Raw genomic sequence first — 13,766 nt, 5'->3', positions numbered from 1 at the left:
TCGCAGCAACGCGGAGGGCTTGGTGGCTCCCGGCAGAGCGACCCGTCCTGCCAGTCTAATCCCCGGCACAGGACACCAGAAGGGTACAGGGAGGGACCCAATGCGCAGCATTGGGAGGGTGAGGGGGAACGGGCGGCGAAGTCTTCTGCCTCTCACAGAACTTGGTCCGTCGCTTCCCCCTCACCCTAACCCTCTCCCCCGCAGGGGGAGAGGGGATGGGGTTACAGCCGCTTCTTGCGCTGTTGCGACATCATGAAATTGTCGAAGGTCCCTTCCGCCGCCTGCTGCCACAGATAGGCATCGGCCCGATAGGCCATCACCGCGTCATGCACCTTCTTGAAGGCGGCATTGGTGGCGTTGATCTCGGCATAGGTTTCCTTCGACGCATTGAAGCAGGCTTCCAGGATCTCTGCCGAGAACGGGCGGAGCTTGGCGCCGTCGGCGACGAGCTTCTTGAGCGCCGGCGGGTTGAGATGATCGTAGCGCGCCTGCATGTCGACATTGACGAGCGCTGACGCGCTCGAGATGATCGCCTGGTAGCTCTTCGGCAGCTCTTCCCATTTGCCCTTGTTGATGAAGAAATGCAGCATGGGCCCGCCTTCCCACCAGCCCGGATAGTAATAGAACGGTGCCACCTTGTTGAAGCCGAGCTTCTGGTCGTCATAGGGGCCGACCCATTCGGCGGCGTCGATCGTGCCCTTCTCGAGTGCGGGATAGATGTCGCCGCCGGCGATCTGCTGCGGCACCACGCCGAGCCTGGCGATCACTTTGCCGCCGAAGCCGCCGATGCGCATCTTGACGCCTTTCAAATCGGCGACAGTCTTGATCTCCTTGCGGAACCAGCCGCCCATCTGGGCGCCGGTATTGCCGGCGGGCAGCGCATAGATGTTGTAGCCGGCATAGAACTCGTTCATCAGATCGATGCCGCCGCCTTCATACATCCAGGCATTCTGCTGGCGCGAATTGAGGCCGAAGGGCACCGCCGTGCCGAAGGCGAAGGTCGGATCCTTGCCCCAGTAATAGTAGGAGGCGGTTTGCGCCATTTCGAGCGTGCCGTCGGTCACCTTGTCGGCGGCCTGGAGGCCCGGCACGATCTCGCCAGCCGGGAAGCACTGGATCTGGAACTTGCCATCGGTCGCCTCGGCTACATTCTTGGCGAAGACTTCGGTGACGCCATAGATCGTGTCGAGGCTCTTGGGGAAGCTCGAGGTCAATCGCCATTTGAGCTGCGGCGCCGATTGCGCCAAAGCGGGCGCGGCGACGCTTGTCGTTGCGGCAACCGCAGTTCCCGCGGAAGCGATGAATTTCCGGCGATCCATTTGGCAAGTCCTCCCTTGAGCGGCACTCAGCGCCGCGGCCGTTTCCGCTAACGAACAGCCCGTCTTGCTGCGCGGGCTTATCCGGTATCAGGTATCAGGTATCGGGGTTCAGGTGTCAATTCCCGACACCTGAACCCGATGACCGTCCGGTTACAGCGCTTTCTTGCGCTGCTGGTTCATCATGAAACTGTCGAAGGTGTTCTCAGACACTTGCTGCCACAGATAGGCGTCGTTGCGCTGGGCGACCATCGCATCGTAGAGCTTCTTGAAGGCAGCGTTCTTGGCCGAAATCTCGGCATAGGTTTCCTTGGCGGCCGCGAAGCAGGCTTCCATCACCGCTTGCGGATACGGCCGAAGCTGGGCGCCGTCGGCGACGAGCTGCTTGATCGCCTGGGGATTGACCTGATCGTATTTGGCTTGGGCATCGACATTGGCCGCCATGGCGGCCGCGGTGATGATCGCCTGGTAGGTCTTCGGCAGCTCTTCCCATTTCCCCTTGTTGATGAAGAAGTGGAGCGCGGCACCTCCTTCCCACCAGCCCGGATAGTAATAGAACGGCGCCACCTTGTTGAAGCCGAGCTTCAGGTCGTCATAGGGGCCGACCCATTCGGCGGCATCGATCGTGCCTTTCTCGAGCGAGGGATAGATGTCGCCGCCGGCGATCTGCTGCGGCACCACACCGAGCTTCTGCATGACGGCGCCAGCGAAGCCGGCGATACGCATCTTGGTGCCCTTGAGGTCTTCCGGCGTCTTGATCTCCTTGCGGAACCAGCCGCCCATCTGGGCCCCGGTATTGCCACCCGGCAGGCCGACGAAATTATAGGCGGCATAGAATTCATTGAGCAGCTCGTTGCCGCCGCCATGATAGAACCAGGCATTCTGCTGGCGCGAATTGAGGCCGAAGGGCACGGCGGTGCCGAAGGCGAAGGTCGGGTCCTTGCCCCAGTAATAATAGGAGCAGGTATGGGCCATCTCGACGGTGCCGTCCGTCACCTTGTCGGCGGCCTGGAGTCCCGGCACCAGCTCGCCCGCCGGAAAGCACTGGATCTGGAATCGGCCATCACTCGCTTCCGCGACGAATTTGGCGAACACCTCGGCCGCGCCGAAGATCGTGTCGAGGCTCTTGGGGAAGCTCGAGGTCAGGCGCCATTTGAGCTCAGGCGCCGACTGCGCGATCGCAGGCGCCGCGAGTGTCGTTGCGGCAGCGGCAAGGGTTCCAGTGGTGGTGAAAAAGCGGCGGCGATCCATGAAAACTTCCTCTGGCTTGTGCGGGATGGGGGCCGGCGGCGAAGGCCGGAAGAACCCTTATAGAGGGGCGCTTCCGAGGAAGCCAATACGCCAAAGGATGCAAAAAGAGGTGGTCTCTGGCATCATGTGCCGCCTTCTCTGGTTTGCCCGGAGCGGGCTGAAAGAGGCGGTCCGCCGGTGGCAGCCGGCGGACCGTCGTCACTGAACTGACGGGGACCTCCATGCCATCGCCTTCGCCGACGCCTGCCCGCATCTGCCGCGGCTGCTGGGACCAGATGCACATGCCCATCCCGATCCGCGGGCCGCTCGCCATTCCTTTGCGCGTCGTCGGCATCACCCAGAGCAAGATGAATCCGAATATCTGCACGGTGTGCGAGCGCTCCTTCCGCTTCGTCCAGAAGCGCCGGCGCATTACCGCCAACGTCACCATGCTGTTCGCCGACATGCGCGGCTTCACCAGCCTCTCCGAGGAGATCGACCCCGTGGCCTTGAGCGAGATCGTCAGCGCCTTCCAGGATCGCTGCGCCGAAGCGATCTGGGCCGAGGATGGCATCGTCAACAAGCAGATGGGCGACGGCCTGATGGCCATCTTCAATTTCCCCATCAAGATCGAACGCCATGCCGAGGCCGCGATCAAGGCCGCGGCGGCACTTCAGCGCAACTGCGCGAGCCTGTTCGCGGATCTCGCTCAGCGCGTTGGCGGCGTGCTCGAGAAGGCGCCGGGTGCCGGCGTCGGTGTGCATTCGGGTGAGGTCGAGATCGGCGAGTTCTCGAATTTCCGCAGCGACTTCACGGCCATTGGCGGCGCGGTCAATCTGACCGCGCGGCTCGAAGCCAAGGCCGCGGCGGGCGAAATCCTCATCTCACCGGCCGCCGCGGCGGCGGCAGCGGATCTCGTCACCGGAAGCACGACGCGGGTGCTCACCCTGAAGGGCATCGAGCATCCGGTGACGGCGCATGTTCTGACCGTCACTTCTTGAGCGTGATCGTTCCCGGGAAAGTGAGCTTGCCCGAGGCGATCTTGTGCACGCCGGTGACGCAGAGCAGCGGCGCCTTGCCTTCAGCATTGACCTGCAATTCGGCGGTGACGGCATCGAAGGCGGCATCTTGCTGGCCCTTGAGCGGCATCGTGATCCTGACGCCTGAGCCCTTGATGAGCGGCGACATGCCCGGACTGTCGAGAGCGATCGGCAGTCCGGGCCCGGTCGCGGGCAGCACATCGCTGCCTGGCGAAACGTCGCGCACCTTGAGACCGGCGCCGCAGGCCTTGTCCTCGCCCAACACCACCCAATGCGAATGCCAGTTCGCCCCGTCATTGGCGGGATCGCCGTCATTGTTCTCGTCATAGAGCGGCGTGTCGTCGAAATCGGGATGGGCGGTGATGGCGAGCGCCAGGATGCCGGAGCCTTGCGCGAAGCCGACTACGGCTGGGTCGATCTTGGTCGGCCAGACATAGGCTTCGACCTTGGCGCCCTTGAGCTGGCCGGTCGCTTTGGGCTTGACGCTGCCGGCCTCGCCCGAGACTTCCATGGCGAATTCGGCGAGGCGGCCGTCGGTCACAGCCTGGGCCTTGGTGATGTCGAAGGCAGGCTCTACCTTGCCGTCGCTCTTGGCGGTGATGTCATGCGCGGATGAAACGGCGGAAAAGGCTGCGCTCAGCAGCAGGACGGCGCACAAAGCAGGTAATCTCATTCGATCGTCTCCTCATGATGGTTTTGCCCGGAGCCCGGCATCTCGCCGATGAATTTCCGCCAGGTGGCAGCCTGGTGGTCGGGAGATGCCGCATCGTGATCGCCGCAATCGACCTGCATGTCGGCGGAGCCGAAATGCGCTCTCACGAATTCGCAAAAATGGGGTTTCGCCGTTCCGGGCGCCGCCTCAGGGCGGAAATGCCGGCAGGTGACGCACATGCGCTGCACCGGCATGGCCTGATCCTGCAGCAACGCGCGGATCATCTTGATCATGATGTGGAGCAGGGCCGCCTGCTCCTTGCGGCTCAAGCCCGCAAGTGCTGTCTGCATGAAGGACATCTGGCCCTGCACCGTCGCCAGCGCCGCGCGTCCGGCCTCGGTCGGATGAATGAGAAGCGCCCGCCCGTCCTGGGGATCGCTCAGCCGTGCGATGAGAGTCTTGCGCTCGAGGGCGAGGAGCGAGTCGGTGATGGTCGGCTGGGTGAGGCCCAGCTCGCGCGCGATGGTCTTGACCCTGAAGCCCGTCTTGCGGCGCTGGAGCAGACGGAGAATGGCGAGCTGGGTAGGATTGAGCCCGTGGGGTCCTGAAGCCTGGCGCTCTTCAAGACGGTGCAGGCTCGCCAGGCGTTCGAGGCCGTCATGCAGCCTTTCGGGAAGCGGTGATAAAGGGAATTTGACCATGCCGCAAAATACATAGGACCCCTATATTAATCAAGAGTAACTTGGCGGAAGACCCCGGAACCTTTCTCATGGGCAGGCGTTTTCGCCACGTGCTTCGCCAGGCTGGAAAGCCGGCTGAAGCCCCGGCCCGCCCGGGAAGCTCCGTGGATTTCCCGGGCGGGCCGACGGCTTGAAAATCTGGACTTCGCAAGTTTCGAAGGCGGGAGGGGTCTATGACTCTGACAGCGCATAAGGCTTTGTTTTCTCTGATCGTCCTCGCCGCCCTTGTGGGCTTCGGCTGGATATTGATCATCTATGTCCTGTCCTTCCATGGGGCGCAGTGGGTCATCGATCGCCTCGAGGACGGCTATGCGCCGCGCCGCCGCCCGCAGTTGCGTCCCGCCCCTGTGCGGCCCCAGCGCCGTTCCGCGCCTTATCGCATCTCGCGCGCCTGATCCCGGTAGAGGGTGAGCCGTCCGCTCTGCATCCTGGGCGCCCCCTCGAGCGCCGGCGCCTATGCGCCGGGGCAAGAGTCAGCACCACACGCCTTCCGTCGCCATGGCCTTGTCGAGGCCCTGCGGAGCAGCGGCCGGCATGTGATCGATCGCGGCGATGTCGCGGGCTTCCGCTGGCGGCCGGATCCTGATGACCCCAAGGCGATGAACCGCGATGCCGTGCGGCGCGTCGCCACGGACATTGCCGCATCGGTCGCGAAAAGCCTGGAGGCGGGCGAGACGGTGCTGGTGCTCGGCGGCGACTGCACCATCGAGCTCGGCACCGTGGCGGGCGCCGTGGCGCATCGGCCCGAAAAGTGTACGCGGTTTTCGGATGAGCCGATGCGCAAAGAGAGCGAGCCCTCGGTCGGCCTCGTCTATGTCGATCTCGATGTCGATCTCAACATACCCGAGACGAGCGATGGTGCCTTGGACTGGACCGGCGTCGCCCATCTCCTCGACTTACCGGGTTCAGCATCTGAGCTTGCGGGCCTTGGGCCGCGCCGACCGCTGCTGGCGCCGGAAGCTGTCCTGTTCTTCACCGCCGATGCGATCACCCCGGTCGAAGCCCGCATCATCAAAGAGCGGGGCCTCGCCGTGATCAGCCTTGCTGCCGTCAAGGCTGATCCCGCAGCGGCGGCGCGGCGCGCCCTGGACTGGGGCCAAGGCTTCGAGCGTCTCCTCGTTCATCTCGATGTCGATGTGCTGGCCTATACGGACTTCCCGATCGCCGAGAATGTGCGCCGCCAGCCCGGCCTGACATTGGCGGAGCTCGAGGCGGCGCTGGCGGTCCTCGTGAGCGCGCCCAACTGGCGGACGCTGACCATTGCCGAGGTCAATCCCGATCACGCGCCCGACGAGGCGGCGGCCTTCCGGCGTCTGATCGCGATGCTGGACGGGATATTGCCGCGGTGAGATCTATGCGGTTGCTCTGGCGTGCAGGCTCATCGCGATGATGAACAGAAGCATGGCCAGAAGCGGCAGCACAGTGCGCACGGTGTTCCAGAAAGTCCAGTCGCGCAGATAGCGCGTCCACAAGGCGCCGCCCTCGCCGCTCGCCGAGGTGACGGCGGCGAGCGCATTGTTGAGCGGCACATTGAACACCATCGTCACGACGAGCGAGCCTGCGATATAGATGAGGCAGCCTGCGAGGATGAGTGCCGCGCCGGGCTCGCTCCATCTGAACAGCGCCATGACGGCGAGGATGGCGCAGACGATGGGCGTGCCGAAGAACACCGTGAAGAACCACGGATTGATCACCGTGATATTGATCGAGTTCATCGCCGCGATCCCCTGGTCGGGCGGAATTCGCGCCAGCGCCGCCATGACGAAGGTCGAGAAAGCGAAGAAGATGCCGGCGGTGAGCCCCGCCCCGATGATGGCGAGGATCTCGAGGATGGTGAAGAGCGACATGGATGCCTCCCGTATGTCGCGCGCAACGTTACGCGCTGGGCCGTCTGATTACCAGTTGCTAGCTCACCCTTTCGGGTCGAGCGTCACCCGGTAGAGCTCCTGATTGCCGCGGTCCATGAGCCTCACCGTCATCTGCCGGCTCTTGTTGTCGATATCGACGATGCCGAAGAACTGGAGCCCCAGGGACGGCGGCAGGTTCTGTCCCTGCGCTGCCGTCGGTGCCTTCATGAACTTCACTTCGGGGCCGAAGGTCATGTCGAGCGCGTTGGGGCCGAAGGTGCCGGCATTGAGGGGGCCCGAGACGAATTCCCAGAAGGGCTCGAAATCCTGAAACTGCGCCTTGTCCGGCGAATAGAGATGGGCTGCGGTATAGTGCACGTCCCCGGTGAGCCACACGACATTGCCGATCTCAGACTGTTTGATGAAGCGCAGAAGCTCGGCGAATTCGAGCTCACGCCCCGAGGGCCCGCCTTGATCGCCATTGGCGATGGCCTCGACACCGGTCTTCGTCTTCCAGTCGTCCCACACGATGAGGCCCAACGGCATGTCGGACGCGATCACTTTCCATGTCGCCTTGGAAGCGGCAAGCGCCTGGCGGAGCCAGCCGAGCTGGCGTGCGCCCAGGATGCGCGATTGCGGCGTCATCGCCGTTTCCAGCGACGCCCCATTGGCGCCGCGATAGCGCCTGAGATCGAGGAAGAAGACATCGAGCAAGGGGCCATAGGCGATCTGGCGATAGACGCGCAACGGATCGCCCGGCAGATGCCGGATCGGCATCATCTCGTGAAAGGCGCGGGACGCTCTCTCGCTCAGGAATTCGATCGACTTCTCCGTATAGCGGTCATCGGCGGTAAGATCCTTGCCCCAGGACCAGTTGTCGAGGACCTCGTGATCGTCCCACTGGCAGAAGGTGGGAACATTCGCGTTGAAGGCACGGAGATTGTCGTCGAGCAGATTGTATTTGAAGCGGCCGCGGAACTCGGCGAGCGTCTCGGCCACCTTGTCGACGCCGTCGGCGACGATGTTCTTCCACAATCCGTTGGCGGTCTTGAGCTGCGGCCTGATCGGACCGTCGGCATAGATCGTGTCGCCCGAATGCAGGAAGAAATCGGGATCATGCGCCGCCATCGTGGCGTAGGTCTTCATGCCGCCGTCATCCGGGTTGATGCCAAAACCCTGGCCCGCCGTGTCGGCCGACCAGACGAAACGCACGCCCCGCTTTGTCGCCGGCGCGGTCCGGAAGCGCCCGATGACGGGCTCGCTCATGCCGTTGACGTCGCTGAGATCGCCGAAGCGCAGGCGATAGAAGATGGTCTGATCGGGAGGGAGGCCGGTGACGAGCCGCTTCGCCGCCAGATCATTGCCGGGCAATGCTGTGACAGGCTTGAGCTTGCGGGCATCGGCGAAACTCTCGGTCGTCGCGATCTCGATATGGAGCCGTGCCGGCCGGTCGCTCCGCGCCCAGACGATGCCCGATGTCTGTTCGACATCGCCCGACTGGACGCCATGGCTGATGACGGGCCGCGACGCCGCGCGGCTCAAGGCCGGCATCGCCAGCATGGCGGCGGATGAGGCGAGGAGCCGGCGGCGGGTGATGCTCACGCGGGTGTCAGGCCGATACGTTCGTCACGCCGCCTGAGCCAAGCGATGGCGGGAAGGGCGAGGAGGACCATCCAGGCCTTGCCGATCACCTGGCCTTCCAGGAAGGCGAGGCTGCCGAAAGCGAGGGTGAGGAAGACGATGCTGTCGATCACCAATCCGACCATGCTGCTGGCGGCGACGGCGCGCATCAGGCCGCGTTTCTGCAGCGGCGTATAGACGAGGAGATCGGCGGTCTCCGAGATGAGGAAGGCTGCGGCCGAAGCCAGGACCAGCGCCTTGGGTGCGAAGAGGGCGGAGAGCAGGGCGCCGAACAGGATGCCGAGGATCGCGATCTTGATGCCGAGGCGACGCTGCACGAGATCGCGGAGCACGAGGGCGAGGCCCACCATCACGACGCCGCTCGGCGCCATCACATTCGGCGCCACCGGGATGAGGCAAGGCCCTTGCGGCACGCAGGTCGTGCCGACATGGAGGATGAGCCAGTTGGCGGCCGGGATGCACAGGGCGAACCCCGCGAGGAAGATCAGACCTTCGCGCCGGCGCAGTGTTTCGATCGCGTCGTTCATGACCTTGTCCTAGCCCCGGCCGCGATAGCTTGCGACACCTTGTTCCGGAATCCACAGGCCTTGCGGCGGCTCGCCTGTCTGCCAGAAGACGTCTATGGGAATGCCGCCGCGTGGATACCAATAGCCGCCGATGCGCAGCCATGTGGGCTTGGCCGCGTCGCAGAAACGCTTGGCGACATAGACCGTGCAGTCCTCATGGAAGGCGCCGTGGTTGCGAAAACTGTGCAGGAAGAGTTTTAGCGATTTCGACTCCACCAGCAACCGGTCGGGCGCATAGTCGATCACCAGATGGCCGAAATCGGGCTGCCCGGTCACCGGACAGAGCGAGGTGAATTCGGGGCAGGTGAAGCGCGCCAGATAGAGCGTTCCGGCCTGCGGATTGGGAACCGTGTCGAGCACGGCTTCTTCCGGCGAAGCGGGAATGCCGGCGGGTTTCCCCAGCAAGGTGTGGTCAAGGTCGGTCATGGCTTTCTCAAGCAGTATGCGCGAGCAGCGTCAAGGCGGCGCTTTTCGCCGCCGTCGTCGCATCGGGCACACCTTGGATATAGGCCTCGGTGACGGCACCGTCGAGGAGGATGACGATCTGGTCGGCGAGGAGCTTTGGCCTGCGCCGCCTGGCGTCGAGCGCTCCGAGAACGCGCTCGCGCAAGGCCTTCTTATAGGCCTGGACGACCCCGTGCAGGGCGCCGTGCGGATCGGCCTCCTGCAGGCTCGCATGGATGAAGGAGCAGCCGCGGAACGAGGGCTTGTTCGCATTGCGGCCGAAATGATCGAAGAGGGCAGCGATGCGGGCCTTCTCGCCCTTTTCGCCGGCGAGGACGGCATCGACCCGGGCAAGCGTCGCTTTTGCCATCTCCTCATAGACGGCTTGGGTGAGTTTCTCCTTGGAGGGAAAGTTGTTGTAGAGCGTCATGCGGGCGACGCCCGCCTCCGCCGTCACTTCGTTGATGCCGACATTGGCGGTGCCGCGCCTGGTGAACAGCCGGCAAGCCGCCTCCATGAGCCTGGCCCGCCCTTGCTTTTCCTCGTCTCCCGCCGTTTTTCGCTTCATTGACGTCACGCCCAGACTGTAGGTAGACTGGTCTACCTAGTAAAGAGGAATCACCATGCCCGCCATCAGATTGTGGTATTCGCCGGGCGCCTGCTCATTCGCACCCCATGTGCTCCTCAACGAGCTCGGCCTTGCTTTCGAGCCCGTCAGGGTGCCGATCAGGGAGGGGGCGCTTCAGACCGAGGAATTCGGCCGCCTCAATCCGAAGCGGCGCGTGCCGGTGCTGGCGCTCGATCGCGAGGTGATCACCGAGCTTCCCGCCATCGCCACCGCTTTGTCGCTGCTCGCCCCCGAGCGCCATCTCATGGGCCGGAGCCTCATCGACCAGGCGCGTGCCTATGAATGGATGAACTGGCTCTCGGGCACAGTTCATGCGCAAGGTTTTGGCTGCCTGTGGCGGCCGCAGCGCTTTTCCGACGACGCGAGCGTGCATGACAGCATCACCGCCAAGGGCCCCAAGACCATCCCCGACTATCTGGCGACAATCGATGCGAAGCTCACCGCGCCCCATGCGGTGGGCGACGGCTTCACCGCCGTCGATGCCTTCCTTCTCGTCTTCTATCGCTGGGGCAATGTCATCGGTATCGACATGCCCGGAACTTACGCCAATTATGCGCGCTTCGCCGGAGCGCTCGCCCGCCGCGCCTCGGTGCTGAAGACGCTTCAGGCGGAAGGCATCAGGCTCGAAGGAGCGACGTGAAACCACCAGATCGAGCCGACCTCGCTCTCGTCGCGATCGACTTCCGCACCCTCTTCGTGCCGGGAGCGCCGGGACGCATCCTGCGCGAGAACGATCCCGACCGGTCGGCGGGCCCGCTCTTCTGGCTCGGAGGCTCGGCCCAAGGCAATGTCGCGGGCGTCCACCAGGATGTCGATGACGCCGTTGCCGCCGAGCTCCTGGCGCTCAGCCGCAGCGAGCCACCTTTCCATGTGCCGGCGACGCTTCCGCTTCATATCGGCCGCTATGAGCGGCTTCTCGCCCGCGACGGCGCAGTGCCCCGGCGCGACCTCGAGGTCACCTATGAATTGCCGCGCAACCTGCCGGTCACTGGCGACGATGAGCTCGTCTCATCCGGCAGCGCCGCAGCCCTGCGCTTCGAGGCGGCGATCGCCGAAGGCGGCATGCCGGAGAACCTCGTCGTACTGAAGATGCGCGAAGTGGGCGATCTCTGGCCGCCCTGGTGCATGCTCCTTTGCCAGGGCGAAGTGGCCTCGATCGCCTTTGCCGCGCGGCTTTCGGGCGAGGGCGCCGAACTCGGCCTCGCCACCGTGCCCAAATTCCGCGGCCGCGGCTTTGCCGCGCTGGCAACGGCGGCCTGGTCGAACCACCCGGCGCTCGCCTCGCGCGCCTTGTTCTATTCGGCGGCCCAGGACAACAAGGCCTCGCGCCGCGTCATCGAGCGCCTCAATCTGCGCCGCATCGGCACGAGCCTCAGGCTTGATGTCTAATCCTCACCCGGCAGCGTCGCGAGGATCTCGACCGATGCGGCCGAGCGTTTGCCTTCGCCGTGATAGACGGCCTCGACATTGTTGCCGTCGGGATCGAGGAGGAAGGCCGCGAAATAGCCGGGGTGGTAATTGCGGGGGCCAGGTGCGCCATTGTCGCGCCCGCCGGCCGCGACGCCCGCCTCATGGAAGCGGCGCACCGTGTCATGATCTTCGGCCTGGAAAGCGATATGGACCCTTGTCGCCTGGCTGCCCGCCGTCACGGCCTGGACCCAGAGCTCATCGGCATAGAAGAAGCCCGGACCTTCCACCACCGCGATGTCCTTGCCCAAGGCCTCGATGACGGCCTTGTAGAAGCGCTTGCTCGCTTCGAGATCCCGGGCGTTGAGGTGGACGTGATCGAGGAGCCGGCCTCTGTGCAGCAGCATGATGTTCCTCAACTCCTCTTCTCGAGCCAGGTCTTGAGCGCCACGGCGTTGTTGTGGGTGTCGTCGCGCGCCGCATAGAGGAGCGTGACCGTCCCCTTGCGCATCAGCGCCTCGAGTTCGGCCGCGGCGAGTTGCGCCGCGGTGCCGGTGAGCTCCCGCTTGTAGGCGCTGACGAAATCGTCCCAGGCTTCCGGATGGCCGTGGAACTTTTTGCGCAGGTCGCTGCTCGGCGCGATGTCCTTGAGCCACAGGTCGATGGCGGCCTTGTCCTTGGCGATGCCGCGCGGCCACAGGCGGTCGACCAGGACACGCGCGCCATCGCTCCTGCCGGGTGCGTCATAGACGCGTTTCAGCTGCAGCCGGCTCATGATTACTAAAAGATAGGATGGCAGAGAGTTCCGTCAAAGCCCGCATTGCCCGGCCCTTGGTCCTATGCTTACCTGGGGTCTAGATTCGGCCCGGCCGGTCCATGACGCGCAAGGGCATGTCGTGAGGGAGATCTGATCATGGCAAGCACAGCACAGCCGGTGTCGACGGCGGACAGCCACCACGGCCACCGCCGGCGCATCGTCTGGGCCGGCATCGTCGGCAATGTGATGGAATGGTACGATTTCGCCATTTACGGCTTCTTCGCCCGCACCATCGGCAGTCTTTATTTCCCGGCCGAGGATCCGCGCACCTCGCTGCTCGCCGCCTATGCGGTCTTCGCCGTCGGCTTCCTCATGCGGCCCCTGGGCGCCATCCTCTTCGGCCATATCGGCGACCGTGTCGGCCGCGGTCCCGCTTTGCTCTGGTCGGTGGTGGCGATGGCGGTGCCGACTCTCATCATGGGCCTGTTGCCGACCTATGCCCAGATCGGCATCTGGGCTTCGGTCCTGATGCTCGCCTGCCGCATGATGCAGGGCCTGGCGGTGGGCGGCGAATATACGAGCTCCGCCGTCTTCCTCGCCGAGACCGCGCATCCGGACAAACGCGGCGCCGCCACCGCCTGGGCGGTGTTCGGCGCGACGGGCGGCATCCTGCTCGGTTCCGCCGTCGGCGCGCTGGTCATGAACACGCTGCCGCTCGATCAGGTCGTGGCCTGGGGCTGGCGCATCCCCTTCCTGTTCGGCGTGCTGGTGGGCGTCGCCGGCTTCCTGCTGAGACGGCGCATGCCCTTCGACAAGCCGGCGGCCAAGAAAGGCTCGCCGCTCCTGCAGGCCTTGCGCGAGCATCCCGTCGCCATGCTGCAGGCGGTGGCGATCAGCCTGGTCAATGCCGTCGCCTTCTATCTGATCTTCGTCTATCTCATCTCCTGGCTGAAGCTTGCCGCGGACATGGGTGCCCGCACGGCGCTGTGGATCAACTCGCTCAACATGGTGATCCTGCTCGGCGTGGTCCTCGTCATGTCGCGTCTTTCCGACCGCATCGGCCGCAAGCCGATCCTCGCCACGGCGGCGTTGGGCTTGCTGCTCTTCTCCTGGCCGCTCTTCGAATTAATGCGCACCGGCGACGGCCTCTACGTCTTCCTCGGCCAATTGGGCTTCACCTTGCTGATCGGCTCCTATGGCTCGGTCAACCCGATCGTCCTGTGCGAGGTGTTTCCGCGCCATGTGCGCTGCTCCGCGGTTTCGGCGGCGTATAATCTGTCGGTCGGCCTCGCCGGCGGCACGGCGCCCGCCGTCGCCACCTGGCTGATCGAGACGACCAACAACCCGGTGATGCCGGCCTATTACATCACGGCCTGCGCCGCCATATCGGTTGTCGCGGTCCTGTCGCTGCATGAGAGCCGGCGGCAGGCCTTGTCGGATTCGGTGCTGCCGGCGTGAGGCAGCGCGTGATCAGGAAAAGTGGATACCGGTTTTCCGT

General features: G+C 64.5%; 17 protein-coding genes. 6 read left to right on the top strand and 11 right to left on the bottom strand.

Annotated elements, in window-relative coordinates:
• Positions 1–221: 221 nt before the first annotated feature.
• Together DS839_RS31935 and DS839_RS31930 are read right to left on the bottom strand one after the other, a co-directional pair.
• A complete protein-coding gene (locus DS839_RS31935; RefSeq protein ID WP_119274592.1) occupies positions 222–1,319 on the bottom strand; it encodes a TRAP transporter substrate-binding protein in 1,098 nt (365 codons plus the stop codon).
• A 150-nt stretch (positions 1,320–1,469) separates the two neighbouring features.
• Complete coding sequence (locus DS839_RS31930) at positions 1,470–2,567, bottom strand: TRAP transporter substrate-binding protein (protein WP_119274591.1); 1,098 nt, start codon at positions 2,565–2,567, stop codon at positions 1,470–1,472.
• A 221-nt stretch (positions 2,568–2,788) separates the two neighbouring features.
• Between DS839_RS31930 and DS839_RS31925 the strand changes: the two genes are divergently transcribed.
• Positions 2,789–3,547: an adenylate/guanylate cyclase domain-containing protein gene (locus DS839_RS31925; RefSeq protein ID WP_119274590.1), complete on the top strand. Its 759-nt coding sequence runs from the start codon at positions 2,789–2,791 to the stop codon at positions 3,545–3,547.
• Here the strand turns inward: DS839_RS31925 and DS839_RS31920 are convergent.
• Positions 3,537–4,259, bottom strand: coding sequence for a hypothetical protein (locus tag DS839_RS31920; RefSeq protein WP_119274589.1), 723 nt, complete (start codon positions 4,257–4,259; stop codon positions 3,537–3,539). The two genes, DS839_RS31925 and DS839_RS31920, sit on opposite strands and share 11 nt — an antisense overlap.
• Positions 4,256–4,939, bottom strand: a complete 684-nt coding sequence (locus DS839_RS31915) for a MarR family winged helix-turn-helix transcriptional regulator (protein WP_119274588.1) — start codon at positions 4,937–4,939, stop codon at positions 4,256–4,258. The genes DS839_RS31920 and DS839_RS31915 overlap by 4 nt, the downstream gene beginning before the upstream one ends.
• A 212-nt stretch (positions 4,940–5,151) precedes the next feature.
• On the opposite strand from DS839_RS31915, the gene DS839_RS31910 reads away from it, so the two are divergent.
• Complete coding sequence (locus tag DS839_RS31910; protein ID WP_119274587.1) at positions 5,152–5,373, top strand: hypothetical protein; 222 nt, start codon at positions 5,152–5,154, stop codon at positions 5,371–5,373.
• A gap of 12 nt (positions 5,374–5,385) precedes the next feature.
• Entirely contained in the window at positions 5,386–6,327 is a 942-nt protein-coding gene (locus DS839_RS31905) for an arginase family protein (RefSeq protein WP_119274586.1), read from the top strand.
• Between the two features lie 3 nt (positions 6,328–6,330).
• On the opposite strand, the gene DS839_RS31900 is transcribed toward DS839_RS31905, so the two are convergent.
• The 5 genes from DS839_RS31900 to DS839_RS31880 all read right to left on the bottom strand — a co-directional run bounded on the left by DS839_RS31900 (position 6,331) and on the right by DS839_RS31880 (position 10,044).
• Positions 6,331–6,825, bottom strand: a complete 495-nt coding sequence (locus tag DS839_RS31900; protein ID WP_119274585.1) for an anthrone oxygenase family protein — start codon at positions 6,823–6,825, stop codon at positions 6,331–6,333.
• 63 nt (positions 6,826–6,888) lie between these two features.
• Positions 6,889–8,385 (bottom strand): alkaline phosphatase D family protein, encoded by a 1,497-nt coding sequence (locus DS839_RS31895; protein ID WP_368912037.1) that lies wholly within the window; start codon positions 8,383–8,385, stop codon positions 6,889–6,891.
• Between the two features lie 38 nt (positions 8,386–8,423).
• Positions 8,424–8,993 (bottom strand): VUT family protein, encoded by a 570-nt coding sequence (locus tag DS839_RS31890; protein WP_119274584.1) that lies wholly within the window; start codon positions 8,991–8,993, stop codon positions 8,424–8,426.
• 9 nt (positions 8,994–9,002) lie between these two features.
• A complete protein-coding gene (gene queF, locus DS839_RS31885; RefSeq protein ID WP_119274583.1) occupies positions 9,003–9,458 on the bottom strand; it encodes a preQ(1) synthase in 456 nt (151 codons plus the stop codon).
• A gap of 7 nt (positions 9,459–9,465) precedes the next feature.
• Positions 9,466–10,044 (bottom strand): TetR/AcrR family transcriptional regulator, encoded by a 579-nt coding sequence (locus DS839_RS31880; protein ID WP_119274582.1) that lies wholly within the window; start codon positions 10,042–10,044, stop codon positions 9,466–9,468.
• A 55-nt stretch (positions 10,045–10,099) separates the two neighbouring features.
• On the opposite strand from DS839_RS31880, the gene DS839_RS31875 reads away from it, so the two are divergent.
• Both DS839_RS31875 and DS839_RS31870 read left to right on the top strand, forming a co-directional pair.
• Entirely contained in the window at positions 10,100–10,744 is a 645-nt protein-coding gene (locus DS839_RS31875) for a glutathione S-transferase family protein (protein WP_119274581.1), read from the top strand.
• Positions 10,741–11,493, top strand: a complete 753-nt coding sequence (locus tag DS839_RS31870) for a GNAT family N-acetyltransferase (protein WP_119274580.1) — start codon at positions 10,741–10,743, stop codon at positions 11,491–11,493. The genes DS839_RS31875 and DS839_RS31870 overlap by 4 nt, the downstream gene beginning before the upstream one ends.
• On the opposite strand, the gene DS839_RS31865 is transcribed toward DS839_RS31870, so the two are convergent.
• Positions 11,490–11,918, bottom strand: coding sequence for a VOC family protein (locus tag DS839_RS31865; RefSeq protein ID WP_119274579.1), 429 nt, complete (start codon positions 11,916–11,918; stop codon positions 11,490–11,492). The two genes, DS839_RS31870 and DS839_RS31865, sit on opposite strands and share 4 nt — an antisense overlap.
• Before the next feature lie 8 nt (positions 11,919–11,926).
• On the bottom strand, positions 11,927–12,286 hold the full coding sequence (locus DS839_RS31860; RefSeq protein WP_119274578.1) for a DUF488 domain-containing protein: 360 nt from the start codon (positions 12,284–12,286) through the stop codon (positions 11,927–11,929).
• A 138-nt stretch (positions 12,287–12,424) separates the two neighbouring features.
• On the opposite strand from DS839_RS31860, the gene DS839_RS31855 reads away from it, so the two are divergent.
• A complete protein-coding gene (locus DS839_RS31855) occupies positions 12,425–13,726 on the top strand; it encodes an MFS transporter (RefSeq protein ID WP_119274577.1) in 1,302 nt (433 codons plus the stop codon).
• The last annotated feature ends 40 nt before the right edge of the window (positions 13,727–13,766 follow it).

The organism is Taklimakanibacter deserti (assembly GCA_003574785.1).
The sequence above is the reverse complement of the archived record's forward strand: the minus strand, read 5'-3'. Positions and strand labels throughout refer to the sequence as shown.

What these genes read in the sequence shown, in the direction of transcription:
- DS839_RS31900 (WP_119274585.1), bottom strand. Translation starts at nt 6,825, where the DNA reads ATGTCGCTCTTCACCATCCTCGAGATCCTCGCCATCATCGGGGCGGGG.
- DS839_RS31925 (WP_119274590.1), top strand. Translation starts at nt 2,789, where the DNA reads ATGCCATCGCCTTCGCCGACGCCTGCCCGCATCTGCCGCGGCTGCTGG.
- DS839_RS31910 (WP_119274587.1), top strand. Translation starts at nt 5,152, where the DNA reads ATGACTCTGACAGCGCATAAGGCTTTGTTTTCTCTGATCGTCCTCGCC.
- DS839_RS31890 (WP_119274584.1), bottom strand. Translation starts at nt 8,993, where the DNA reads ATGAACGACGCGATCGAAACACTGCGCCGGCGCGAAGGTCTGATCTTC.
- DS839_RS31865 (WP_119274579.1), bottom strand. Translation starts at nt 11,918, where the DNA reads ATGCTGCTGCACAGAGGCCGGCTCCTCGATCACGTCCACCTCAACGCC.
- queF (WP_119274583.1), bottom strand. Translation starts at nt 9,458, where the DNA reads ATGACCGACCTTGACCACACCTTGCTGGGGAAACCCGCCGGCATTCCC.
- DS839_RS31860 (WP_119274578.1), bottom strand. Translation starts at nt 12,286, where the DNA reads ATGAGCCGGCTGCAGCTGAAACGCGTCTATGACGCACCCGGCAGGAGC.
- DS839_RS31895 (WP_368912037.1), bottom strand. Translation starts at nt 8,385, where the DNA reads ATGCTGGCGATGCCGGCCTTGAGCCGCGCGGCGTCGCGGCCCGTCATC.
- DS839_RS31915 (WP_119274588.1), bottom strand. Translation starts at nt 4,939, where the DNA reads ATGGTCAAATTCCCTTTATCACCGCTTCCCGAAAGGCTGCATGACGGC.
- DS839_RS31935 (WP_119274592.1), bottom strand. Translation starts at nt 1,319, where the DNA reads ATGGATCGCCGGAAATTCATCGCTTCCGCGGGAACTGCGGTTGCCGCA.
- DS839_RS31930 (WP_119274591.1), bottom strand. Translation starts at nt 2,567, where the DNA reads ATGGATCGCCGCCGCTTTTTCACCACCACTGGAACCCTTGCCGCTGCC.
- DS839_RS31875 (WP_119274581.1), top strand. Translation starts at nt 10,100, where the DNA reads ATGCCCGCCATCAGATTGTGGTATTCGCCGGGCGCCTGCTCATTCGCA.
- DS839_RS31920 (WP_119274589.1), bottom strand. Translation starts at nt 4,259, where the DNA reads ATGAGATTACCTGCTTTGTGCGCCGTCCTGCTGCTGAGCGCAGCCTTT.
- DS839_RS31855 (WP_119274577.1), top strand. Translation starts at nt 12,425, where the DNA reads ATGGCAAGCACAGCACAGCCGGTGTCGACGGCGGACAGCCACCACGGC.
- DS839_RS31880 (WP_119274582.1), bottom strand. Translation starts at nt 10,044, where the DNA reads ATGAAGCGAAAAACGGCGGGAGACGAGGAAAAGCAAGGGCGGGCCAGG.